This window comes from Gemmobacter denitrificans, assembly GCF_036964905.1.
Taxonomy (GTDB): Bacteria; Pseudomonadota; Alphaproteobacteria; order Rhodobacterales; family Rhodobacteraceae; genus Gemmobacter; species Gemmobacter denitrificans.
In genome coordinates this window covers 464,823-485,965 of sequence record NZ_JBALHR010000003.1, presented here as the reverse complement: position 1 = coordinate 485,965, position 21,143 = coordinate 464,823, and the positions used below count along the sequence as shown (strand labels likewise).

The 21,143-nt window shown below is 64.2% G+C and carries 15 protein-coding genes and 1 riboswitch; of the genes, 3 read left to right on the top strand and 12 right to left on the bottom strand.

The features are described from left to right. Positions 1-204: 204 nt before the first annotated feature. Both V6590_RS08050 and V6590_RS08045 read left to right on the top strand, forming a co-directional pair. Entirely contained in the window at positions 205-1,683 is a 1,479-nt protein-coding gene (locus V6590_RS08050; protein WP_335421684.1) for an aldehyde dehydrogenase, read from the top strand. 12 nt (positions 1,684-1,695) lie between these two features. After that, the gene (locus V6590_RS08045; RefSeq protein WP_335421682.1) at positions 1,696-2,730 is read left to right on the top strand and encodes an LLM class flavin-dependent oxidoreductase; all 1,035 of its coding nucleotides are present in this window, start codon (positions 1,696-1,698) and stop codon (positions 2,728-2,730) included. A gap of 17 nt (positions 2,731-2,747) precedes the next feature. Here V6590_RS08045 and V6590_RS08040 read toward each other — a convergent pair whose 3' ends face one another. From V6590_RS08040 to V6590_RS08000, 9 genes are all read right to left on the bottom strand, one after another. Then, on the bottom strand, positions 2,748-3,845 hold the full coding sequence (locus V6590_RS08040; RefSeq protein ID WP_335421680.1) for a GlxA family transcriptional regulator: 1,098 nt from the start codon (positions 3,843-3,845) through the stop codon (positions 2,748-2,750). A 79-nt stretch (positions 3,846-3,924) separates the two neighbouring features. Then, on the bottom strand, positions 3,925-5,061 hold the full coding sequence (locus tag V6590_RS08035) for a glycosyltransferase family protein (RefSeq protein ID WP_335421678.1): 1,137 nt from the start codon (positions 5,059-5,061) through the stop codon (positions 3,925-3,927). Continuing rightward, entirely contained in the window at positions 5,058-6,314 is a 1,257-nt protein-coding gene (locus V6590_RS08030) for a glycosyltransferase (RefSeq protein WP_335421676.1), read from the bottom strand. The genes V6590_RS08035 and V6590_RS08030 overlap by 4 nt, the downstream gene beginning before the upstream one ends. Next, the gene (locus V6590_RS08025; RefSeq protein ID WP_335421675.1) at positions 6,311-7,528 is read right to left on the bottom strand and encodes a glycosyltransferase family protein; all 1,218 of its coding nucleotides are present in this window, start codon (positions 7,526-7,528) and stop codon (positions 6,311-6,313) included. The genes V6590_RS08030 and V6590_RS08025 overlap by 4 nt, the downstream gene beginning before the upstream one ends. A gap of 78 nt (positions 7,529-7,606) precedes the next feature. Continuing rightward, positions 7,607-8,767 (bottom strand): ABC transporter permease, encoded by a 1,161-nt coding sequence (locus tag V6590_RS08020; RefSeq protein WP_335421673.1) that lies wholly within the window; start codon positions 8,765-8,767, stop codon positions 7,607-7,609. After that, the gene (locus V6590_RS08015) at positions 8,764-9,762 is read right to left on the bottom strand and encodes an ABC transporter permease (protein ID WP_335421672.1); all 999 of its coding nucleotides are present in this window, start codon (positions 9,760-9,762) and stop codon (positions 8,764-8,766) included. The genes V6590_RS08020 and V6590_RS08015 overlap by 4 nt, the downstream gene beginning before the upstream one ends. A 3-nt stretch (positions 9,763-9,765) precedes the next feature. Beyond that, positions 9,766-11,646, bottom strand: a complete 1,881-nt coding sequence (locus V6590_RS08010) for an ABC transporter substrate-binding protein (protein WP_335421670.1) — start codon at positions 11,644-11,646, stop codon at positions 9,766-9,768. After that, the gene (locus V6590_RS08005) at positions 11,643-13,550 is read right to left on the bottom strand and encodes a dipeptide ABC transporter ATP-binding protein (RefSeq protein ID WP_335421668.1); all 1,908 of its coding nucleotides are present in this window, start codon (positions 13,548-13,550) and stop codon (positions 11,643-11,645) included. Before V6590_RS08005 ends, V6590_RS08010 begins: the two co-directional genes overlap by 4 nt. Positions 13,551-13,730: 180 nt before the next feature. Further along, positions 13,731-15,434, bottom strand: a complete 1,704-nt coding sequence (locus tag V6590_RS08000; protein WP_335421666.1) for an adenylate/guanylate cyclase domain-containing protein — start codon at positions 15,432-15,434, stop codon at positions 13,731-13,733. A gap of 418 nt (positions 15,435-15,852) precedes the next feature. On the opposite strand from V6590_RS08000, the gene V6590_RS07995 reads away from it, so the two are divergent. Further along, positions 15,853-18,042 (top strand): mechanosensitive ion channel family protein, encoded by a 2,190-nt coding sequence (locus tag V6590_RS07995; RefSeq protein ID WP_335421664.1) that lies wholly within the window; start codon positions 15,853-15,855, stop codon positions 18,040-18,042. An 81-nt stretch (positions 18,043-18,123) separates the two neighbouring features. On the opposite strand, the gene V6590_RS07990 is transcribed toward V6590_RS07995, so the two are convergent. The 3 genes from V6590_RS07990 to V6590_RS07980 form a co-directional block, all read right to left on the bottom strand. Continuing rightward, positions 18,124-18,795: an energy-coupling factor ABC transporter permease gene (locus tag V6590_RS07990; RefSeq protein WP_335421662.1), complete on the bottom strand. Its 672-nt coding sequence runs from the start codon at positions 18,793-18,795 to the stop codon at positions 18,124-18,126. 33 nt (positions 18,796-18,828) lie between these two features. Beyond that, positions 18,829-19,046, bottom strand: a riboswitch (cobalamin riboswitch). A 64-nt stretch (positions 19,047-19,110) separates the two neighbouring features. Further along, the gene (locus V6590_RS07985) at positions 19,111-20,601 is read right to left on the bottom strand and encodes a metallophosphoesterase family protein (protein WP_335421660.1); all 1,491 of its coding nucleotides are present in this window, start codon (positions 20,599-20,601) and stop codon (positions 19,111-19,113) included. Between the two features lie 27 nt (positions 20,602-20,628). Further along, positions 20,629-21,111 carry a class I SAM-dependent methyltransferase gene (locus tag V6590_RS07980; RefSeq protein WP_335421658.1) on the bottom strand — a complete coding sequence of 161 codons (483 nt, stop codon included), beginning with the start codon at positions 21,109-21,111 and terminating at the stop codon, positions 20,629-20,631. Between the last annotated feature and the right edge of the window lie 32 nt (positions 21,112-21,143).

Here is a 21,143-nt window from a genome sequence, read left to right as displayed (position 1 = left end):
CGATCCTACACCTCGATGGCCGCCCAGGATCACACCGCCAACGGCGATGAATTTACACCAACTCCGCGGACACTAACTGTGATTGGCCTTCAGATTTGCAGCAGCCCTGCGGGACGCATTTCTGTTTTTCGCCAAGACACGACGGATTTTCGAAATTGATCCCGAAATTCCCACGGCATGAATGGGAAAAACAGGGGGAATGCGATGGACGGGATCCAGAATTTCCAGATGCTGATCGACGGCGCTTGGGTCGATGCTGCGGATAACGGCTGGTTTGACAGCACCTCGCCCATCGATGGCAAGGTCTGGGCGCGCATCCCCGAGGCCACCGCTGCCGATGTGGACCGCGCTGTTCGGGCGGCAGACCGGGCCTTTGCCCAAGGGCCATGGGCCAGCATGACCCCAAGCCAGCGGGGACAATGCCTGCGCAGGCTGGGCGATCTTCTGGCGGAACATTCGGAAACGCTGGGCTGGGCCGAAACCCGCGACACCGGCAAGATGCTGAAGGAAACCCGCTGGCAGGCCAGATACATTGGCGAATTCTTCCACTTCTATGCCGGGGCAGCCGACAAGATCGCCGGAGAAGTGCTGCCGATCGACAAGCCGGACCTGATGGTTTTCACGAATCGCGAACCGCTGGGTGTCGTGGCCGCCGTGGTCCCGTGGAACTCGCAGCTGTTCCTGTCGGCGGTGAAGATCGGCCCGGCGCTGGCGGCGGGCAATACGATCGTGCTGAAAGTGTCGGAACATGCGTCCGTCCCGATGCTGGAGTTCGGGCGGCTGATCGCCGAGGCCGGATTTCCGCCCGGTGTGGTAAATATCGTCACGGGCCATGCCGAAGTGGGCCGGGCGCTGACCAGTCATCCGCTGGTGGCGCGGATCTCCTTTACCGGCGGCCCTGGCGCGGCGCGGCACATCATCCGCAATTCGGCCGAAAACCTTGCCGAAGTCTCGCTGGAACTGGGCGGCAAATCGCCCTTCATCGTCTTTGATGATGCCGATCTTGAAAGCGCGGTGAACGGTTCGGTCGCGGGAATATTCGGGGCCACCGGGCAAAGCTGCGTGGCAGGATCGCGCCTGATTCTGCATGCCAATGTCGCCGATGCCTTTCTGGAACAGATGATCGGTCTGGCCCGCGGCATCCGCATCGGCGATCCGATGGCGGATGACACCCAGATGGGCCCACTCTGCACTGAAGGGCAGTTGCGCCATATCGAGGCCCAGATCGCCCTGGCCCGGCAGGAAGGCGGCCGCGTGCTGACCGGCGGTCAGCAACCCGCAGGGCTGGGCGGCACCTATTTCGAACCCACGATCATCGACTGCCCCCACCCCGATCTGACCATTCTGGATACCGAACTGTTCGGCCCGGTTCTGTCGGTCCTGCGGTTCAATACCGAAGAAGAGGCCATCGCGCTGGCCAATGCCGGAACCCATGGTCTTGCCGCGGGCATCTTCACGCGCGACGGCGCAAGGCAGATGCGGATGGCCCGCGCCATCCGGGCGGGCATCGTCTGGATCAATACCTATCGGGTCGTGTCGCCCATCGCCGCCTTTGGCGGGGTGAAAGGGTCGGGCTACGGCCGCGAAAGCGGCTTTCAGGCGATGTTCGACTATACGCGGCCCAAGACGATCTGGGTCAACACGTCATCCGAACCGATTGCCAACCCCTTTGTCATGCGCTGAAGGAGCCGGGACATGAAATTCCAACTCGCGATCAATCTGGAACGCATGGACGACAGTCTCGACATGCGCGAGGTTGCCCGGCACACGCTGGAAATGGTTCAGATGGCCGATGCGGGCGGCTTTACCATCGCCTGGGCCGCGGAACATCACGCGCTGGAAATGACCATCGCGCCGAACCCGTTTTCCATTCTGGCCTGGTGGGCCAATCATACCAGCCGCATCCGTCTGGGCACCGCCGTCATCGCCGCCCCCTACTGGCACCCGATCAAGGCGGCGGGAGAGGCGGCCTTCGTCGATCTGATTTCGGGCGGGCGGCTGGAATTCGGTATCGGGTCTGGCGCCTATCAGCGCGAATTCGACCGGATGCGCCCGGGGCTGAAACAGACCGACGCCTGGCGCTACATGCAGGAAATGCTGCCGGCGATCCGTGCGCTGTGGAAGGGCGATTACGAACATGACGGAGAGTTCTGGTCTTTCCCCACCTCCACTTCTTGCCCCAAGCCGCTGCAGGCTGAAGTGCCGGTCTGGGTCGCGGCCCGTGCCCCGATCACCTATGATTATGCCGTCCGGCATGGCTGCAACATCCAGTCATGGCCATTGACCCGCGACATGGCAGAGGCCGAAACCTACATGGCCCGCATGGCCGAGGCGCTGGCCAACAATCCGGGCGCGCGTCGCCCGGTCATGGCGATGATGCGGCATACGGCGGTCTATGACCGCAAGGAGGACTGGATGGTCCCGGTGCGCGCGGCACAGCGGCAATTGTCGCAATTCGAAAACTTGTTCAAGAACATGGGCGATGTGGAAAACGGCTTTCCCAAGGCGATCCCCTTCGATCAACTGGGCAACCGCGCCGAATATGATCCCGAAATGCTGTCGCGCAACCTGATGTTCGGCACGCCCGACGAGGTGATCGCCAAGCTGAAACTGTATGAAGCGATCGGGGTGGACGAATTCATCTATTACGCCAGCCTGGGTCTGGGATTGAAGGAACAGAAACGCTCGCTGGAGCTGTTCTGCCAGCATGTGATCCCTGCCTTCGCCTGACGGGCCACACCCCGCGATCAGGTCCGGGATTTGTGCCGCTGCTGCAGACCATCCAGAAACCCGGCCAATGTGCCGGGCCAACTGGGGGCCTTGTCGCCATCCGGCCAGCCCTGCCGATAGTCCGAAGGCCGACGGCCAAAACAACGCCGGAACGCCACGGAAAAATGCGAAAGCGCGTTGAAACCGGTTGCCGTGGCGATCTCGCGCACAGAAAGCGGGGTGGAGATCAGCAGCACCCGCGCATGTTGCAGCCGCACCAATGTGCTGAATTGCACCACCGTGCAACCGATGGCCTGCCGGAACTGCCGTTCCAGATGCCGTTGCGACACGTTCAGAGCAGCCGCGATCATGGGCACCGTCAGGGGGTCTGCGATATTTCCTTCGATCAGCGCGACAGCCTCGCGCAGCAAGGGGGGCAGACCTTCCGGTACCTGCGCCGCCTCGGGCCCGGGCGCCTGATGGCGGCGTTGCGGGGCGGTGGCAGGGCGGATCGGGTGATGCAGCATCTGGTCCGCCACTTCGGCGGCCATGCTGGCCCCATGCGCATCACTGATCAGCCGCAGCATCATGTCCACCCCTGCCAGCCCGCCCGCGCAGGTCAGCACCGGTTCCTCCAGCGTGAACAACTGGTCCGACATGGCAATTTCGGGGAACTGTTCCTGAAAACCGGGGGCCCAGGACCAATGGGTCGCCACGCGCCGCCCGGCCAGAAGCCCCGCCCGGGCCAGCAGATAGCAACCCAGTTCCACCGCACAGATCCGCGCCCCGTCCCGCGCCTGACGCCGCAACCACGAAAACAGATCGCGATTGGCGTAGTGTTCCGCCCCCCAACTGGCCAGCACGAAGATCAGCTCGCCCCGCCGGTTACGATCTGAAACCGGCGCGGCTGCAATGTCGATCCCGTTGGAAGCGGGCACCCGTTCGCCCTCCATCGACAGGATGTCCCATTGGTAAAGCGGGGCGGAAGCCAGATAGTTCGCGATCCTCAGGGGTTCGATCAGGGTGATGAGCGTGGCCATGTTGAACCGCGGCACGATCACAAAGGTCAGCCGCGCGGGCGGCGGCGGGCCAGCGTTGGGCGGTGTGGGATGGGGTCGGGCAAAGGTGCCGGGCATCCGCCCAGACTAGCGGCAGCGCAACAACCGGGAAAGCCGGTTTCGGCCCCCCTTCGCCGCCGCTTCAATCAGGCAGGCATCAGCCCCAATCGCGCGACAACAGAAGGCGGGCGCTTTCGGCGGCTCCATCCGTCCGGTTCGCCCCCGCGCTGGCCAGGGGGCGGTCCAGCCCCTCGGCGATCAAGGCAGCCAGCCGCTCCGGTGTCAGCCGATCTTCGGGCAGAACAAGGGCGCGGCCCGCGCGGGCCAGAAGTTCGGCACGGTCGGATTGTTCGGTTTCGCCCTGGGCAGCAAAGGGCACCAGCACTGCGCGGCATCCGGCCACCAGTATATCGGCCACAGTATTATACCCGGCCTGCGACACAGACAGGCGCGATGCTGCCAGCAGCGCCACGAAATCGGTGCGGAAGCGGCAGAGCGTGACATTTTCCGGCGCGGCGGCGGCCAGCCGGTCATATTCGGCCTGAGCAAGATTGGGGCCAGTGATCACGCAATAGCGCAAATCCGCCCTGCCTTGCCGGGCCGCGCCAAGGGCTGCCCCCACCAGTGCCGCCCCCACGGCCCCCCCACCAGCCGAGACGACAACGTCAAACCCGTCTGGCAGGGTTGTCGGCGCGGGCGGACAGACAAAGCCGGTATAGCTGATCTTGTCGCGGATCTGTGCTGTCAGGGCAAAGGATGCCTCCAGCGGGGCAAAGGCCGGATCGCCATGCACCAGCACCCGGTCGAAATGGCCCAGAACCAGATCGACGGTTTCCTGATCGCGGCCCGGCTTGGTCTTGCGTTGCAGAATGTCGCGCAGCGAGGCCACCAGCAGGGGCCGGGGCTGGCGGTCACGGATCGCGGCCAGCAGGGGCAAAAGCTCAAACCGCATCTGGCGACGGCCAAAGGGGAAGGCTTCGGTCACCACGATATCCGGGGCGCAGCGGGCAAAGGCCGCCAGCAGCAGGTCGCGCCGATGGTCCAGATAGGCAGGGCCAGCGGGCTGCCCTGCGTCATCAACCAACCCGGCAAAGGCACCATCGCTGACGGCAAGCGGCGGCAGTGCCACATGGTCCATACCCGGTGCCGGAAACCCTGCAACCGGCAGCCCCCCCGTCACCAGCGTCACCTGTGCCCCGCGCGCTTGCAGGGCCTGTGCAATGCGGCTGGCCCGGGCCAGATGGCCGATACCCAGCAGATGCTGGACATAGAAGAACACTCTTGGCGCTGTCATGGCCGGTCTCCGGTCGGGTCGAACAGGGTGGCCAGCTGGTGGATGCTGGCGCGGTAATCCATATGTTGGCGCACCTGCGCCTCGATCGCGGCGGCACGGATGGCGCGGGCGGCCGGGTCGGTGATCGCATGATCCAGCGCTGCGGCCAATGCGGGCACATCATCGGCTGGCACCAGCCAGCCGCGGTCATCGCCCGTCAGCAATTCGGGGATGCCCGACGTATCGGTGGCGACGCAGGCCAGACGCTGGCTGGCGGCTTCCACCAGAACATTGGGCAGACCATCGCGATCGCCATCGCCGGTGATCGTGCTTGCCAGTGCAAAGATGTCGGCAGCCTGATAGGCGGCCAGCACCTCGGTCTGGTCCACCGCGCCCTGCCAATGGCAACGATCCGCAATCCCCAATTCTGCGGCCAGCGCCTTCAGGGCAGGCAGGTCCTTGCCATCGCCCAGATGATCGAACCGCCAGTGCCGCCCGGCGGGCAGATGTGCCAGCGCATGCAGCAGCCTGTCATACCCCTTTTTCGGCACGGCCCGGCCCACGCTGACAATCCGCACCGGATCGGCCGGATCACCGCCATCGCGCGCCGACCGCTGGCCCGCAAAGGGCGGAAAGCGATCAAGGTTCAACCCGTGATACTGCAGATGCACCCGGCCCGGATCGGGGGCCAGCGCTGCCAGATGCGCGCGGGCGGTGGCGGTGCAGGTCACTGTCCATTGCGCGCGGCCCAGCTTGCCGCGCAATTCCCAGTCGGGCGATGTCCAGATATCCTTGGCATGGGCAGAGATCGTGTACCCCCGCCCCAGCATCCGCGCCGCATAATCGGCAACCGACGCGGGCGTGTGAATGAAATGGGCATGCAGATGATCGGCACCAGCCGGAAACTCACGCAGCAGAACCATGGCCTGCCCCAGCCGCCGCAACCGGTTCGGGCTGGGATCGCGGCACAGATCGGCCAGAAACGGCCCGATCAACCGCCAGAAGCCCGGTCGCAGCACGGCCGCACCCAGACCACGCAGAACCCGCAGGGGTTCCTGATACAGATATTCCGGCAGATACAGCAGATCGGCCAGGATTTCGTCATGCAGCGGATGGCGCTTGCGATCCGTCGGATGGCGCAAAGACACGATGGTCAGATCGAACCCGGCCAGTTCCAGACCGCGCAATTCCTGCGCGATGAAGGTTTCCGACAGACGCGGATAGCCCTTCACGACCACGGCGATGCGTGGTCTCCTGCCCTGCGGTGGGGTCATGTCGCCGCCTGTTTCAGCGCCACGGATTCTGATTCAGACTTTCCATGCAGATATTCGCCCACAAGGGATGAAATGGTCTGCAACCCTTCCATCCGAAGATCGGCCCAGCCCTCTGATGGCCGGGCCATGCGCGGCAAGGCCTTCAGCGCCGCGGCCATCGTCACGGGGTTGGTCGCCTCTTCCGGCAGCAACATGCGGATCATGCCCAGCTCTGCCGCCCGGGTGGCGCGCAGCAACTGTTCCTCGCGCGGCTCGGTGCGCGGCACGATCAGCGCCGGTTTGTCAAAGGAGAGAATCTCGCAATAGGTGTTGTAGCCGCCCATCCCGACCACGGCCCGCGCGCCTTCGATCAGTTCTTCCATCCGCATGTCGAAATCGATCACTTCCAGCAGCGGCTGGCGGGCCCCGCGCTGACGGAATTCGGCGCGCATTTCAGATGACATATAGGGACCCAGCACGATCAGCGCCCGGTCTGTCAGTCCGGCGTCCTGCTCATAGGCCGAAATCACGCAATTCACCAGATCGGCCCCATCGCCGCCGCCACCCGTGGTGACCAGAATGTAATCGCCATCGGGGCGGTTTTCAGACCCCAGATCGGCATTGGCACTGCGCTGCAGGAACCCGGTGAAATCCATCCGCGCGCGCAGCCCGGGCGGCACGTCAAGCCCGGTCAGCGGATCATAGAAATCGGGCGGACCATAGACCCAGACATGATCGAAGAGCCGATCGATCTTGGTCATCACATCATTGCGCGCCCATTCGGCCTGCAGCAGATGCGGCGCATCCATCACATCGCGCAGACCCAGCACCAACGTGGTGCCCTGGGTTTTCAGATAGGCCAGCGTATCCTCGATCTCGCCGCGCAGGCCCATCGGTTCCTTGTCCACGATAAAGATATCAGGGCGGAAACTCTCGGCCGTATGGCGGATGATCGACCGGCGCATTTCGATCGTGTCGCGCAGATCGATATGTTCCGAGAGTGAGGTATATTCGCCATTGCGCAGCTTGATGACGCTGGGGATCTTCACGAAATCCACGCGCGAGCGATAGTCGAAGGCCCCCGCGATCTGCGAGCCCGAGATGATCAGTACCATCATCCCGCGATGATCCTGCACAAGCGCATGGGCAATGGCCCGGCAGCGCCGCAGATGGCCCAGTCCGAAGGTGTCGTGGCTGTACATCAGCACACGGGGATTGCGCTGCCGCTCTTTCATGGCGTCAGTTCCTTTCCCCGTCCGGCCGGGCGGGTGGTGTGGGTTGCCGTTCTGGCGGCCACATGCCGCATTGTGCACTCATTTGTAAGGGTCTGCTGCATCCCGTAACCCGTCTCCCAGAAAGTTGAAAGCAAGGATCACAAGGATCACAGGAACGACCGGCAGGATTAGCCAGGGATACAGGGCCACGATGTTCACACTTCGCGCCTCGGCCAGCAGGATGCCCCAGCTGGTGATCGGCGCGCGCAGACCCAGCCCCAGAAAGCTGAGCGCGGTTTCCCCAAGGATCATGCCCGGAATGGCCAATGTGGCCGAAGCGATCAGATGCGAGGTAAAGCCGGGGATCATGTGCCGCCCGATGATCCGGGGCGCCCCCGCCCCCATCAGGCTGGCCGCAAGAACATAATCCTCTTCGCGCAAGGACAGCAGTTTGGATCGCACGGCCCGGGCAAGCCCTGTCCAGTCCAGCAGGCCCAGGATCACCGTGATGCCGGCGTAAACCAGCAGCGGGCTCCAGGTCACCGGAATGATCGCGGCCAATGCCATCCAGAGAGGGGTGGTCGGGATAGATTGCAGCACTTCGGTTGCGCGTTGGGTGGCGGCATCGAACCAGCCGCCAAAGTACCCGGCAAGGCCGCCGATCACCACGCCCAGCACAAGGCTGATGGTCACGCCGATCAGGCCGATGGTCAGCGATATGCGCATCCCGTAGGTCAGGCGCGACAGCACATCCCGGCCCAGACGGTCGGTGCCCAGCAGAAACAGCGTGCCATCCTTGGCCGGGCAGACCAGATGCAGGCTTGCCGGGATCATGCCCCAGAAATCATAGCTGTCGCCCTGGCAGAAGAAGCGCAGCTTGTGCACCTGCGCGGGATCATCGGTATAGACCCGCCGCAGATTGTCCATGTCCAGCTCTTGCGTCCGGCCATAGACGAAGGGCCCGACAAAGGCCCCGTCATGGAACAGATGCACCCGCTGCGGCGGGGCATAGATCGCATCCAGATTGCGGGTATCCTGATGGTAAGGGGCCAGAAATTCGACAAACAGCACCGCTGTATAGGCCAGCACCAGAAAGATCAGCGACAGGAATGCAATCCGGTGGCGGCGGAATTTCCACCACATCAGCCGCAGATGCGACGCCTCGGCCAGCGCACCGGCGCGATCATCGCTTTCCGCCGGATCAAAGGGCAGATCGGACACGAAATGCGGCAAAGGCTGCGGATCGGATCGCAAGGTCATTTCGCGCTCCCCTGTCCCAGCCGGATGCGCGGGTCCAGCAGCGCCAGCGCAATGTCGGATACCAGCGTGCCCAGCACCGTCAGCGCCGCAAGGAACATCAGGAACGATCCGGCAAGATACATGTCCTGGCTTTGCAACGCCCGGATCAGCATCGGGCCCGTGGTTTCCAGCGACAGCACGATGGCCGTCACCTCGGCCCCGGAAATCATCGCAGGCAGGATGGACCCGATATCGGCGATGAAGAAATTCAGCGCCATGCGCAGCGGGTATTTGCGCAAGACCTTGCCCGGTGCCAGCCCCTTGGCACGGGCGGTGATGACATATTGCTTCTGCAATTCATCCAGCAGATTGGCCCGCAACCGCCGCACCATGCCCGCCGTCCCCGCAATGCCGATGATGATGACCGGAATCCAGATATGGCCAAGGATCGACCTAGCCTTCTCCCAGCTCATCGGTTCGTTCACATATTGGCTGTCCATCAGATTGCCGATCGACAGGCCGAACCAGACATTCGCGAAATACATGGCCATCAAGGCCAGCATGAAATTCGGCACAGCCAACCCGATCAGCCCCAGAAAGGTCAGCCCGTAATCGCCCCAGCTGTATTGATGCGTGGCGGAATAGATGCCGATGGGAAAGGCCAGCACCCAGGTGAACAGGATGGTCAGCACCGACAGCACGAAGGTCAGCCAGAGCCGGTCGCCCACCACCTCGTTCACCGGCAGGCGATAGGCGAAACTATAGCCGAAATCGCCGGTGACCATTCCGCCAACCCATGTCAGATAGCGCATGTATTGCGGCTGATCGAAGCCGTATTCTTCGCGCAGCATCTCGATTTCATCGAGATCAGCCTGTTCGCCCAAGGCGCGCAGTTCCGCGACGTGGCTTTCGAAATAGTCGCCCGGCGGCAATTCGATGATGACGAAGACACAGACCGAGATCAGCAGCAGCGTGGGGATCATGGTCAGGATGCGGCGCAGGATATAGCGGATCATGGCTCAGCCCTCACGATAAAACAGCGTATCGGGCAGATAGGCGCCCAGATAGCTGACGGGTTCAAAGCCATACAAGGCCCGTTCCGGCATATTGGCCAGCCGCGCCGAATGCACCACAGGCTGCAGCGCGCCGTTCACCGTGCCGATGGAAAACACCTGATCAGCACGCAGCGCCAGCATTGCGTGCCAGATGGCCTGACGCTGCGCCGGATCATCGCTGGAATTCCAGCCCCCCAAAAGCGCCAGAAGCTGCGCAGCCTCGGGCATGTCCGGGGCTTCGCCCGCCTCACCGTTTGATGCATGGTGGCTGCCCCAAAGAGGCCATTGCAACTGATCGCCGCTGGTCGGGGCCAGTTCTTCGGGCGGGGTATCGGCATCGGGCACCCCGTTGTCGAGCCCGGTCCAGACCGACATTTGCACCAGCCCGGCCAGAATACGGCTGCGCAGGATGTCGCGCTGCGACGACCGGATATAGAGCGCCAGCCCCACCGCGCGGTAATGATCGCGGATCAGTTCCAGAACATCGGTCTCCACCGCGCTTTCGCCTGCCGTTTCGACCACGATCCCGGCCTGACGGCCATCGGGCAGACGGCGGATGCCCCCCGGCCCATAGTCGGTCAGCCCGATGTCATCCAGCAACTGCCGCGCCAGATCAGGATCATACTGCGCCCAGGCTGACGCATATTCGGGGCGGAACAGGGGGCTGTCAGGGGTCACCGTATCGGCCCCTTCGCGCGCCAGACCGAAGAACAGCGCCTTGTTGATCTCTTCGCGCCGGATCGCCACCGACAGGGCACGCCGCATCCGCACGTCGCGGAACAGATCACGCCAGACCGGATCGGCACAATTGAGATTGGGGTAAAGCGCCACGGCCGACCCTTGCGTCTTGGGCCAGAGCGAGACGTGCAGCCCATGCGACGCTTCGGCCTGTTTCAGCAGCGTATAGTCGCCAAAGGCAACCCCGGCCATCTGCAGATCGCTTTCGCCCGTGGCCGTCTTGGCCAGAATGACCTCGGAAGACGCGACGGTCAGCACCACCTTGTCGATATAGGGCAGTTGCGTTCCGGCCTGATCGACACGGTGGAAACAGGGGTTCCGTTCAAAGATGAACTGATCTGCCGGGGGCGCCGTGCGCGGACGCCAGGCCTCAAGCGTAGGCAGATCGGGGTTTTCAGGCCGGATCGACCGCGACATCTTGATATGCAGTCGCCGCCAATCTTCGACATCCTGCTCCGCCGCCATCCGCTCCAGATCGGCCTTGTCGGCATAGCTGGCATGAAATTGCCGCAGATAGGCGCTTGGCATGAACAGCACCGTTGGCAGCGGGGCGGCAAGGCGTGGCAGAAAGGCGGGCATCGGGCTGACAAAGCTGTAGCGCACGGTCAGATCGTCGATCACCTCGAACCGGGCCGGTTCCCCGCCCGCCATCAGTTCCGGCGGCACGCCGCTTTTGTACAGTTTGGGATGGGTGATCACGTCTTCCCAGGTGTAGCGGAAATCTTCGGCCGTGAACGGGCTGCCATCCGACCAGCAATGGCCCGCGCGCAGATGGAAGGTGAAGATGCGATCCCCCTCCACCTCGAACCGCGACAGGATATCGGGGCGCAGTTGCAGATCGGGGCCATAGCCCACCAACCGGGCATAGCTGTAGATGGGGATCAACCGCACATCGCGCTGCCCACCAACGATGATCCGCAGCGTGCCGCCCCTGCGGCCGGTTTCTCGGCCCAAGGCCGGCAGGTCCAGCACGCGCGGATCGCGCGGGATCACCGGGGCCGGGCCGGGGGCGGCCTGCGTTTCGGCAAATGCGCTGGATGCTGGCCAGACCATCGGCAGCGCGATCGAGGACATCAGTCCCTGCAGGGTTTGGCGGCGGGTGATCATCGGCAAAGCTCCGTCGCATCGGCCTGCGGATGGGCCAGAACCTGATGCCCGCCGCCCAGATCAACCGGCTGCAAACGCGTGGCACCGGGGCGGAACACCTCGGGCCAGTCGGCGGCGGCCACCGTGCTGGGCCGGGCGGCCTGCGCGAAGTCCAGCGGCCGATCCAGATCGGCATAAGGCACGGCGGCCAGCAGCATTTTGGTGTAAGGATGCACCGGGGCGCGCATCAGGGTTTCCCGCGGCGCGATTTCCACGATCCGGCCCGCATACATCACCGCCACCCGGTCGGCCATGTAATCGACGACCGCCAGATTGTGCGAAATGAACAGAAGCGTCAGCCCCAGTTCCTTTTGCAGGTCCTTCAGCATGTTCAGGATCTGCGCCTGCACCGACACATCCAGCGCCGAAACCGGTTCGTCACAGATCAGCAGATCGGGGGCAAGCGTCAGGGCACGGGCAATGCCGATGCGCTGGCGCTGCCCGCCCGAAAAGCTGTGCGGGTATCGGTTCACCGCGCCACGGTCGAGCCCGATCAGGCGCAGCCATTCGGCGCTGGTGGCGCGGCGGTCCTGCTTGCTGCCGATGCCGTGAATATCCAGAGGCTCGGCCAGAATGTTCCCCACGCTCATGCGCGGGGACAGCGACGAAACCGGGTCCTGAAACACCATCTGGATGCGGCGGCGCAGCTGTTTCAGGGCGTCGCCCCTTGCGGCCAGCACATCCAGTGGGCCGCTGCCATCATCAAAGGCAATGCTGCCCGCATCCGGCGTGACCGCGCGCATCAGCATCTTGCTCAGGGTGGATTTGCCACAGCCGCTTTCGCCCACCAGCCCCAGACATTCGCCGCGCCGGATATCAAAGCTCACATCATCCACCACCTTGCGCGGCGGGGTGGCCGTGCCAGACAGGAACCAGGATTGCGATTTGGTGGCATAGGATTTCGTCAGGCCCCGCACTTGCAGCAGCGGCGGCGGATCGCTGCCCGGTGGCGGAGCGGGCGGGACAGTGCGCGCCAGCACACCATGCAATTGCGCCGGATCGATCCGCACCTCGCGCAGCGGAACCAGCCTTGCGCCCGGTTCCATGTCGAATTGCGGCACGGCAGTCATCAGGCCCTTCAGATAGGCATGGCCCGGATTGCGGAACACCGGACCGACCGGCCCCGCCTCCATCACCCGGCCGCGATAGACCACGACCACCTCATCGGCCAGATTGGCCACCACGCCCAGATCATGGGTGATCAGCAGAACCGCCATGTTCAACCGGTCGCGCAGATCGCGCAACAGACCCATGATCTGCGCCTGAATGGTGACATCCAGCGCCGTCGTGGGTTCGTCGGCAATCAGCAACGACGGCCCGCAAACCAGCGCCATGGCGATCATCGCACGTTGGCGCATCCCGCCCGACAATTCGAACGGATACATCCCGAACACGCGCGCCGGATCGGCAAAGCCTACAAGCGCCAGCATCTCCTCGACGCGGGCGCGCTGGTCGCGCGGCGGCAGGGCGGTGTGGATGCGCAGCGCTTCGGAAATCTGGTTGCCGATGGTATGCAGCGGCGAAAACGAGGTCATCGGTTCCTGAAAGATCATGCCGATATGGCGACCCCGGATTGCGCGCATCCGCAGCCCGTCGCGCGGCAGGGCAAGCAGATCGACCGGAGCCGCCGTCTTGCCATCCGCCTGCGGTTCCGCCAGCAGGATGCGCCCCCGCGTCCGCGCGGTCGAAGGCTGCAAGCCCATGATCGTCTGGCCGATCACCGATTTGCCAGACCCGGATTCCCCGACCAGCGCCGTGACCTTGCCGGGCGCGACGCGAAAGCTGACCCCTCGCACGGCATCCAGCAGCCCCCCAGGAACGGCGAAAGAGACATGCAAGTCTTCGATGCGGAGCAAGTCCGTCATGCTGTCAGCCATGGCTGCATTCATACGTCATGTCCCCGGACCCACCGTTTCTTTGGTGACAGCTGCCCCGGCAGTGCCGCCTTGCGGTGATGTTTGCGCCACCGTAGCGGCGCAAACCCGGCCTGTCCACAACGAGGCAATCCCGGGTGGCGCGACGGACATCGCGCTGTGGCAAGCAGATCAGCCTGCCGTATCCATGACGGGTTCGGGCAAGTCGCTGGTGCGCTGGAACACAAAGACCGGCACTGGCTGGCTCAATCCCCGCAAGGTCACAAGATCGGGCGAACAGCAACCCAGGGTCGGGATGCCGGCCCGTTCCATGCATTCCGCCGATATGACCAACTGCACCCCCAGCTCCTTTGCCTTCCCCTCCAGCCGACTGGCAAGGTTCACGGTATTGCCAAGCGCGGTCAGCCGCACCGGCGACTGATCGGTCTGCCGCGATGCCCCGATCCGCCCCAGAATGGCCGGTCCGCAATGCAGCCCGATGCCCATGGCCAGCGGCGCGGGCAGGTCTTCCTTCAGGCTCAGGTTCAACGCATCCAGCACCCCCGCCATGGCGCGGGCCGCCATCACCGCCTCGCGCGCACCTTCAGCCGAGGATTTGCCAATCCCGAAGATCGCCATGATCCCGTCGCCCATGAACTTGTCAACGTAGCCGCCGCTGTCTTCGATCGCATCAGCCATATGGCCCAGAAAGCGGTTCAACAGGAACACGGTGTCATAGGGCAGGCGGGTTTCGGACAGTTTGGTAAATCCGCGCAGGTCGATGAACATCACCGTCAGATCGCGTTCCACGCCCCAGCTCAGCCGGTCTTCGGTTTCGGGCGGCGGGCCTTCTTCGCCTGCAGGCAATAGGGTGGATACGGTGATATCGCGCTGCACCACCATCTGACAGGCCAGCCGCACATGCGCGGGGGCCCCGATCCGGCGCAGCACGGCCTGTTCGGCGGCATTGGGCGGTGCCAACCCTTCCGCCCCCTGCATCACCCGGACCCGGCAGGTCGAACAGCGCGCCCGCCCCCCGCAGACGGCCGCATGGGGGATCTGGTTGATCCGGCTGATTGCCAGCAAGGGCAGGCCACGCGGGGCCTGCACGCTGCGCCCGCCCAGATAGGTGACCTTGACGCGGGATCCCAACCGATCGGCCAGGCGCATGGCCAACCAGACCACGACCAGCAGCGCCAGAAGGGTCAGATACAGCCGCTCTGCCCGTTCCGCCTGCAGATACAGCGTGGCAGCCTGGTCAGGCGTCAACGGCGATTCAGCAGTGCCCAATGTTGCGGCAAAGATGCGCCCTGCCGTGGCAAAGCCTGCATAGGACAGCAGCGGCACCGCCACAGCAAGAAACTGCCAGATCACCAGCGTCTGCCGGAACCAGGCCCGCCCGCCCAGCCAGTGATAGAGCCCGATGCAGCCATGGGTCCAGATCAGGGCCATCAGGATCGCGATATTCAGCGCGCCCCCCGGCCAAAGCGCGCCCAGGGCATAGGAATAATCCCCGGCGATCCCCGCAACCGGGGTAACCTGTCGCATGGCGATCACATGACGTATCAGCCAGAGCGGGGCCAGAAGGGCAAAGCCCATCTGCGCCAGATTGCGCAACCCGATGCGATGGGTGGAAATCTGCAGGATCTTCCACAGCCCAAACGCCACATGCAGCCCCGCCGCCGCCAACAGCAGCGCATTGCCCGGCAGACTTCGGGTTATGGCCGTGCGCCAAAGCTGCGCGGTCTGCATCGCCTCAAACGACACAAGACCAAGCGCATGATTGAGGAAATGGGTCAGGACAAAGGAAAACAGCACCAGACCGCTGGCCAGACGCCAGAAACCCGGGTTGCGCAGGCGTAGCCTGATCCGCCCCAATGCGATCCTGCTGGTCATGCCATCCCCATTCCCAAAGCATCCCCTTCATTCCCCCTACACGATCATCCATCCGGGCCGGGTGCCGGCATCGGCGGGGGAAGGGTAGCGACAAGCGACAACCAGCGGCAGGCGCCCCATGAAGAACGGCAGATAGGGGCTGATGGGCCGATCTACCAGTCCCCTGCGCCCCGCCTCGCTGTATCCGGGCGTTCCATCCAGAAAGCCGAAAATGTTCCGTCACGCAAGGCCGCGACACCGATCACAGTCTTGTGTGGAAAACCTGCGATAGTTGGTGCAGGGTTTCCGCCGCAACAGTACCACCAGAAGGCCCGACATGCGCAAAGACAAGATGCCCCCTCCCTCTCCAACTGGACAGTTGTTGAAGGGGGTGTTCGCACCGCTCCGGTCCCTGGCCAGAGCAGCAGAGATTGGGCAGATGATGCGGGCCATTTGCCTGTGGCTGGCGGTGCTGACGCTTGGCGCGGCCGCCTATGCCCAGACACCGCCACCCCAGGAAAAGCTGGATGCGCTGGCTGAATTGCTGGCCGACCCGGATTTGCGGGCCTGGATCGATGCACAGGCCAAGGCCCCGTTGGTCCCGGTAGAAACGCTCCCCCCGACGACGGAACCACAAAGCTCCGTGCTGGCCGCACGGCTGGACAGCATGGAAGCCTATTTCGAAGATACGCTAGAGGCCATTCCAACCTTGCCAGCACAGGCCAGCCGGGCGCGCACGATCTTCATGCAGGAGGTGAACGCCCGCCGCCCCATCGTCGTGATCGGGCTTGTTGCAGCCTTTGTTGCAGTCGGCCTAATTCTGGACAGGGCGCTGCATCTCATGACCGCACGCTATCGGCGCTGGATGATCGCGCAATCGCCCTTTACGCCTTATGGTCGTGTGCGGGCGCTGGCCGGGCGCATCTTCTATGCGATCCTGAAACTGGCGGTCTTTGTGCTGGGTAGCATCGGGCTGTTTCTCAGCTTTGAGTGGCCGCCCTTGCTGCGGGAAATCGTGCTGGCTTTGCTGGCCGCCGCGCTGGCTGCGCGCCTTGCGGTGCTGGTCGGGCGGGTGCTGCTGGTGCCCCCTTCGATGAACCTGCCCCATGCCGCCGAATATCGCATCCTGCCGATTTCCGACGAAATGGCCCAACACTGGTATCGCTGGGGCACGATCCTGACCGGTCTTGTCGCCGCATTCTTCGCCATCATGGCAGTGGCTGGCTATCTGGGATTTGACGCGGCAGGCCAGCGCGCCATTCTGATCCCGACCAAGATGATCTGTCTGGTTGCGGCGCTTGCCGCCGTCTGGCGTCGGCCCAACGCAGGCACTGGCACTGGCCACACCGTTTCATGGCTGCTGGCGGCCTATTTCGTGCTGCTGTTCATTCTGGATGAGATCGGCGCGCGCCTGATGTTCTGGCTGGCCGTCGCTGCGGTGTGTCTGCCCGCCCTGATCTGGGTGGCGAACCGGGCCGTGATCCATGTGTTGCGCGCGCCGCAACGCCCGCAAGCCCAGGCCGAACCCGACAGTGAGGGTGGAAGCAGCGAAGACATGCCGTCAGAAACCGTGATCGCGGCCGGGGCGCAAGACCGGCCTGTGCCCCCGGTCATCGTTGCCGTGGTGGATCGGGGCATCCGGGTGGTGCTGATCGCCTTGGCCGTGCTGCTGTTGGGACGGGTCGCAGGGATCACCCTGGACAGCATCGACGCGCGCGAAACCATGGCGGACCGGTTGATCGCGGGTTCGGCCAATGCGCTCATCATCATCCTGGCCGCCGATTTCGGCTGGAGCGTCATCAAGGCGATCATCGCCCACAAACTTGGCCAGATCGAAGGGGAAAGCGCCGGTTCCGCCCCCGGCCATGCGGTGGCGGCAGATCATGCCCGCAGCCGCACCCTGCTGCCCATTCTGCAGAACATCCTGTTCGCAACCGTCGTGGTGGTGACCGTGCTGATGGTCCTGTCTTCGCTGGGGGTCGAGATCGCGCCCCTGATCGCCGGGGCTGGTGTTGTCGGGGTTGCCATCGGTTTTGGCGCGCAGACGCTGGTCAAGGATGTGATCGCGGGGATCTTCTATCTGTTCGACGATGCGTTTCGGGTGGGGCATTACATCACCAGTGCATCGCATATGGGCACGGTGGAAAGCTTCAGCCTGCGCTCGGTCAAGCTGCGCCATCACCGGGGCTATCTGACTGTGGTGCCGTTCAGCGAACTGGGCGCGATCCAGAACCTGACCACCGAATTCGTGATCGACAAATTCAATATCACAGTCGATTACGCCACCGATCTGGAAGAGGCGCGCAAGATCATCAAGAAGATCGGGCAGGAACTGGCACAGAACCCGGAATTCGCCCCGAACATCTATGAACCGCTGAAGCTGCAAGGTGTGCAGGCCTTCGGCGAATACGGGATCGAGTTGCGGTTGAAGATGGTCACCAAACCGGGCGAACAGTTCGTGATCCGCCGCCGCGCCTATCTGAACATCGCCAAAGCCTTTGCCGAAAAGGGCATCAAGATCCCCTTCCCGACGGTGCATGTGCAGGATGGCAATGCGTCGGCCGCGGCAGCAAAGCTGATGGCAGAGCGCAAGGCCGCTGCAGAAGCAGCAGCAGCGACACAGGGCTGAACATCACGACGGGCAAAAAAATACCCCCGCAAGGTGCCAAAGCCTTGCGGGGGTTTCTGTTTCAGATTGTGGTCCGTTCGCTCAGGCGGCGGCGTAAAGGCGCGGGCTGACCAGCGCGGCAGGGGTCTGGCCACGCAGGGTCTTTGCCACGGCCAGCACTGCCAGATCAACGATCGGCTCCAGCAGGACAACCGTCATATAGGCCAGACCGAAGGTTGCGACCGAGGTGGTGGCCGCAAAGCCCTGACCGTAGAAGGCCCAGAACGCCACCCAGGCCACGATGCCGCCCTGATAGACCAGCGAAAGCTGCAGAACCTGCGCATAGGCCAGATCGACATAGGCGGTGCCCGGCGCGATCAGGCGCTTGGCCACGACCATCATCACGAACATCGGGGCCAGCAGCGTGGTCATGTTCATGCCGAATTGCGGCAGGTCGGTCGGGGCGAAGAACATCCCCTGCACCAGAAGGCCAAGGGCAAGCCCGATGGCCGACGGCCCCGCGCCCAGCAGCAGGAACAGGGTTGACCCCAGAATCAGGTGCACTTCGGAAACACCAACCGCGAAATGCGGCAGGACTTCGAAGAAGATGAAGGTCAGGACGCCAGCCGCAACGCTGCGCAGCGCCAGCGACGCCACACCGCTTTCACGGATGGTTTCACGGGCGTGCCAGAGTGCCGTGGCGCCAGCCGCAGCGGCAGTACCATAGCTCAGCACGATTTTTGCCCCGTCCACGAGGCCCGGTTCGATATGCATGTCTCTCTCCTTGCCGTCACACCCGACGGCAGTTGTCATTGTCCTTGCAAGGCCGGTCTCCTGGCTCGCGGGTCATGGCCCCTGCCCGCCTTCCCGCCCCGGTTCGGGGGCAGTGGCTGTTGGACAGGCGCTCACCGCTGACAGTCGCGGGGGCGGCTGGGGTCGGGGCGCCGCGATTTGGTCCGCCCTTCCCCATTCCCGTTTCAGCCCTTGGCCTTTGCACCTCGGGCACCTTGATGATCCTTTGTTGCGCCGGGTTGGCGGATCGTCAAGTCGGCAAACGACATGCGCAGCGGCGGGACCGAACCGCAACCCTCAGGCAATTGCGGCAGGCAGCCGGTCCGGGCGGTGATCAGCGCGGGCCAGCGCCTCGGCCAACAGCCGGTGCAGCTCGGCCGTCCAGCCTGTTGCCGGGCGGGCGGCAAGGCGGTGCAGATGGGCAATCCGCATCGGTGAAAGTGTCTCGATGGCCAGTGGCCCTGCGTCGATCAGCATCAGAAGATCGGCCAGATCATCCCCCGAAATGCCATCGGGCAGGGCATCGGGGCGCAGCTCTGCAGGCAAACCCGCTGCAATCTTGCGCTCCAATGCGCGGGTCCGGTGGCGGGCGGCAAGCGATGGCCCCAACCCGCCCTGCGCCGTGGAATGCCCCTCGGCCAGATGCACGGCAGTGACATGCGGATCATCGGGCAGATCGCCCAAGGGAAGTGGCGTCAGGTCAAACCCCGCCGCATCGCCGTCCAGCAGCATGGCCGCCGGGGGAAAGGCGCAGGTCGATGGCAGCGCAACATCGGTGAAAGGCCCCGCCGAAGTTGCGCGCAGGCTCTGCGCATGAATGTGCAGATGGCCGCCAAAATGCAGCCGGAGCCCAGCCGCCGCCAACCGTTCGGCCACCTGCGGGATGGGGGCCCGCCTGACCAAAGTTGCGCCGGGCAACACCGGGGCAAGGCCGGGCCAATGGTCCAGCACCGGGTAATGCGACACCGGCACCAGCACCTTGCCCAAGGTTTTCGCCCGGGCGCAGACATCCGCGATCCAGTCGAACAGATAGGGTTTCTGGCGCAGCGCCGCCGTCCAGCCCGCAGCCGACGGGTCCAGAAAGGCGCGTTTGCGATGGGGGTCGGCAATGCCCGTGCGCGGCTCGAAGATCGTGACATCCAGCAGCAGAAGCCACAGGCCCGGCTCGGGTTCGATCAGGCATGACGCGTCGGGCAGCCATCGGATGATCCCGCCATCCGCCGATCGGGCCGGATAGACCCTGTCCTGCGGTCGATCCGACAGGCCAAACGGGCTTTCCCAATGCAGATCCCCCTCACGCCGACGCTGACCGAACCGGGCCAGCAGCGCCAGCGCATCAGCCGCACCCGGGCAGCGCATGGCGGGCGACTGCACGGCGTCGGGCAGGCTGGGATCGCTGGTCAGCAGCCGTGTCTGCCCCGGACCGGTGACAAAGCGCATGGCCGTATGCTTGCCCGCAATCGCGTAGCCGTCATGGTTGCCGGGCAAAAGGTGGATGCGCAGGCCCAGATCATCTTCGGCCCAGGTCAGCAGATCGGCGGCACGGCGCAGGTTTTCAATCTGTCCGTCATCGCTGATATCGCCCGCGATCACCACCTGACGAACACCCCGCGCGGCGATCCGTTCAAGTGCAGCGCACAGGGCAGGCAGGCTTTCATTCACCCCGCGCGCATAGCCGCGCATTTCCGACCATGGGCGATACAGTCGCGGCCGGTCGCCCGCATCGAACCCTGCCAAGCCGAAATTCCCCTGCGGATCGTGCAGGTGCGGGTCGGCAATCAGCGCCACGCGAAAAGGCGGCCTTGGCGCCATGACCTAACGGCGGCGATACAGGAAATAGCGATCCGCAGGCACCGCCGCTGGCAGGGCCAAGGGCTCCAGACGCGGATGCTGCAACGGCAGGCCAGACACGCCGATCCCGCCCGGCCCCAGCAGATCGGCCACCAGAGCAGGCAGCCATTCCAGCGTCAGCGCGTCACGGGCCGCGTTGCCCGTGCCGATATCGGCATGCACGACCGCCGCATCCTGCCTGGCAAACTGCCGCGCGCTGTCGCGGATTTCCCCCAGAAACAGATCGCCCGGCGCGGGGATCGAGCTTTCATGCGCGGCCAGAGCGCGGTCAAAGGCGATGATCCGGCGGCCTGGGAAAATCTCGCGCAGATGGCTGTAGGTCCGACCATTACCAAGACCCAGTTCCAGCACCGCCCCCTGCGCCGGCAACTCCAGGTCGGCGGCGACATGGTTCAGCACGTCGCGCTGCGCCATCATGCGGCGGATGAAACTGTCCAGTCGGCTCATGCCTTGTCCTTTCCGTTGGCGATCATCCGGCG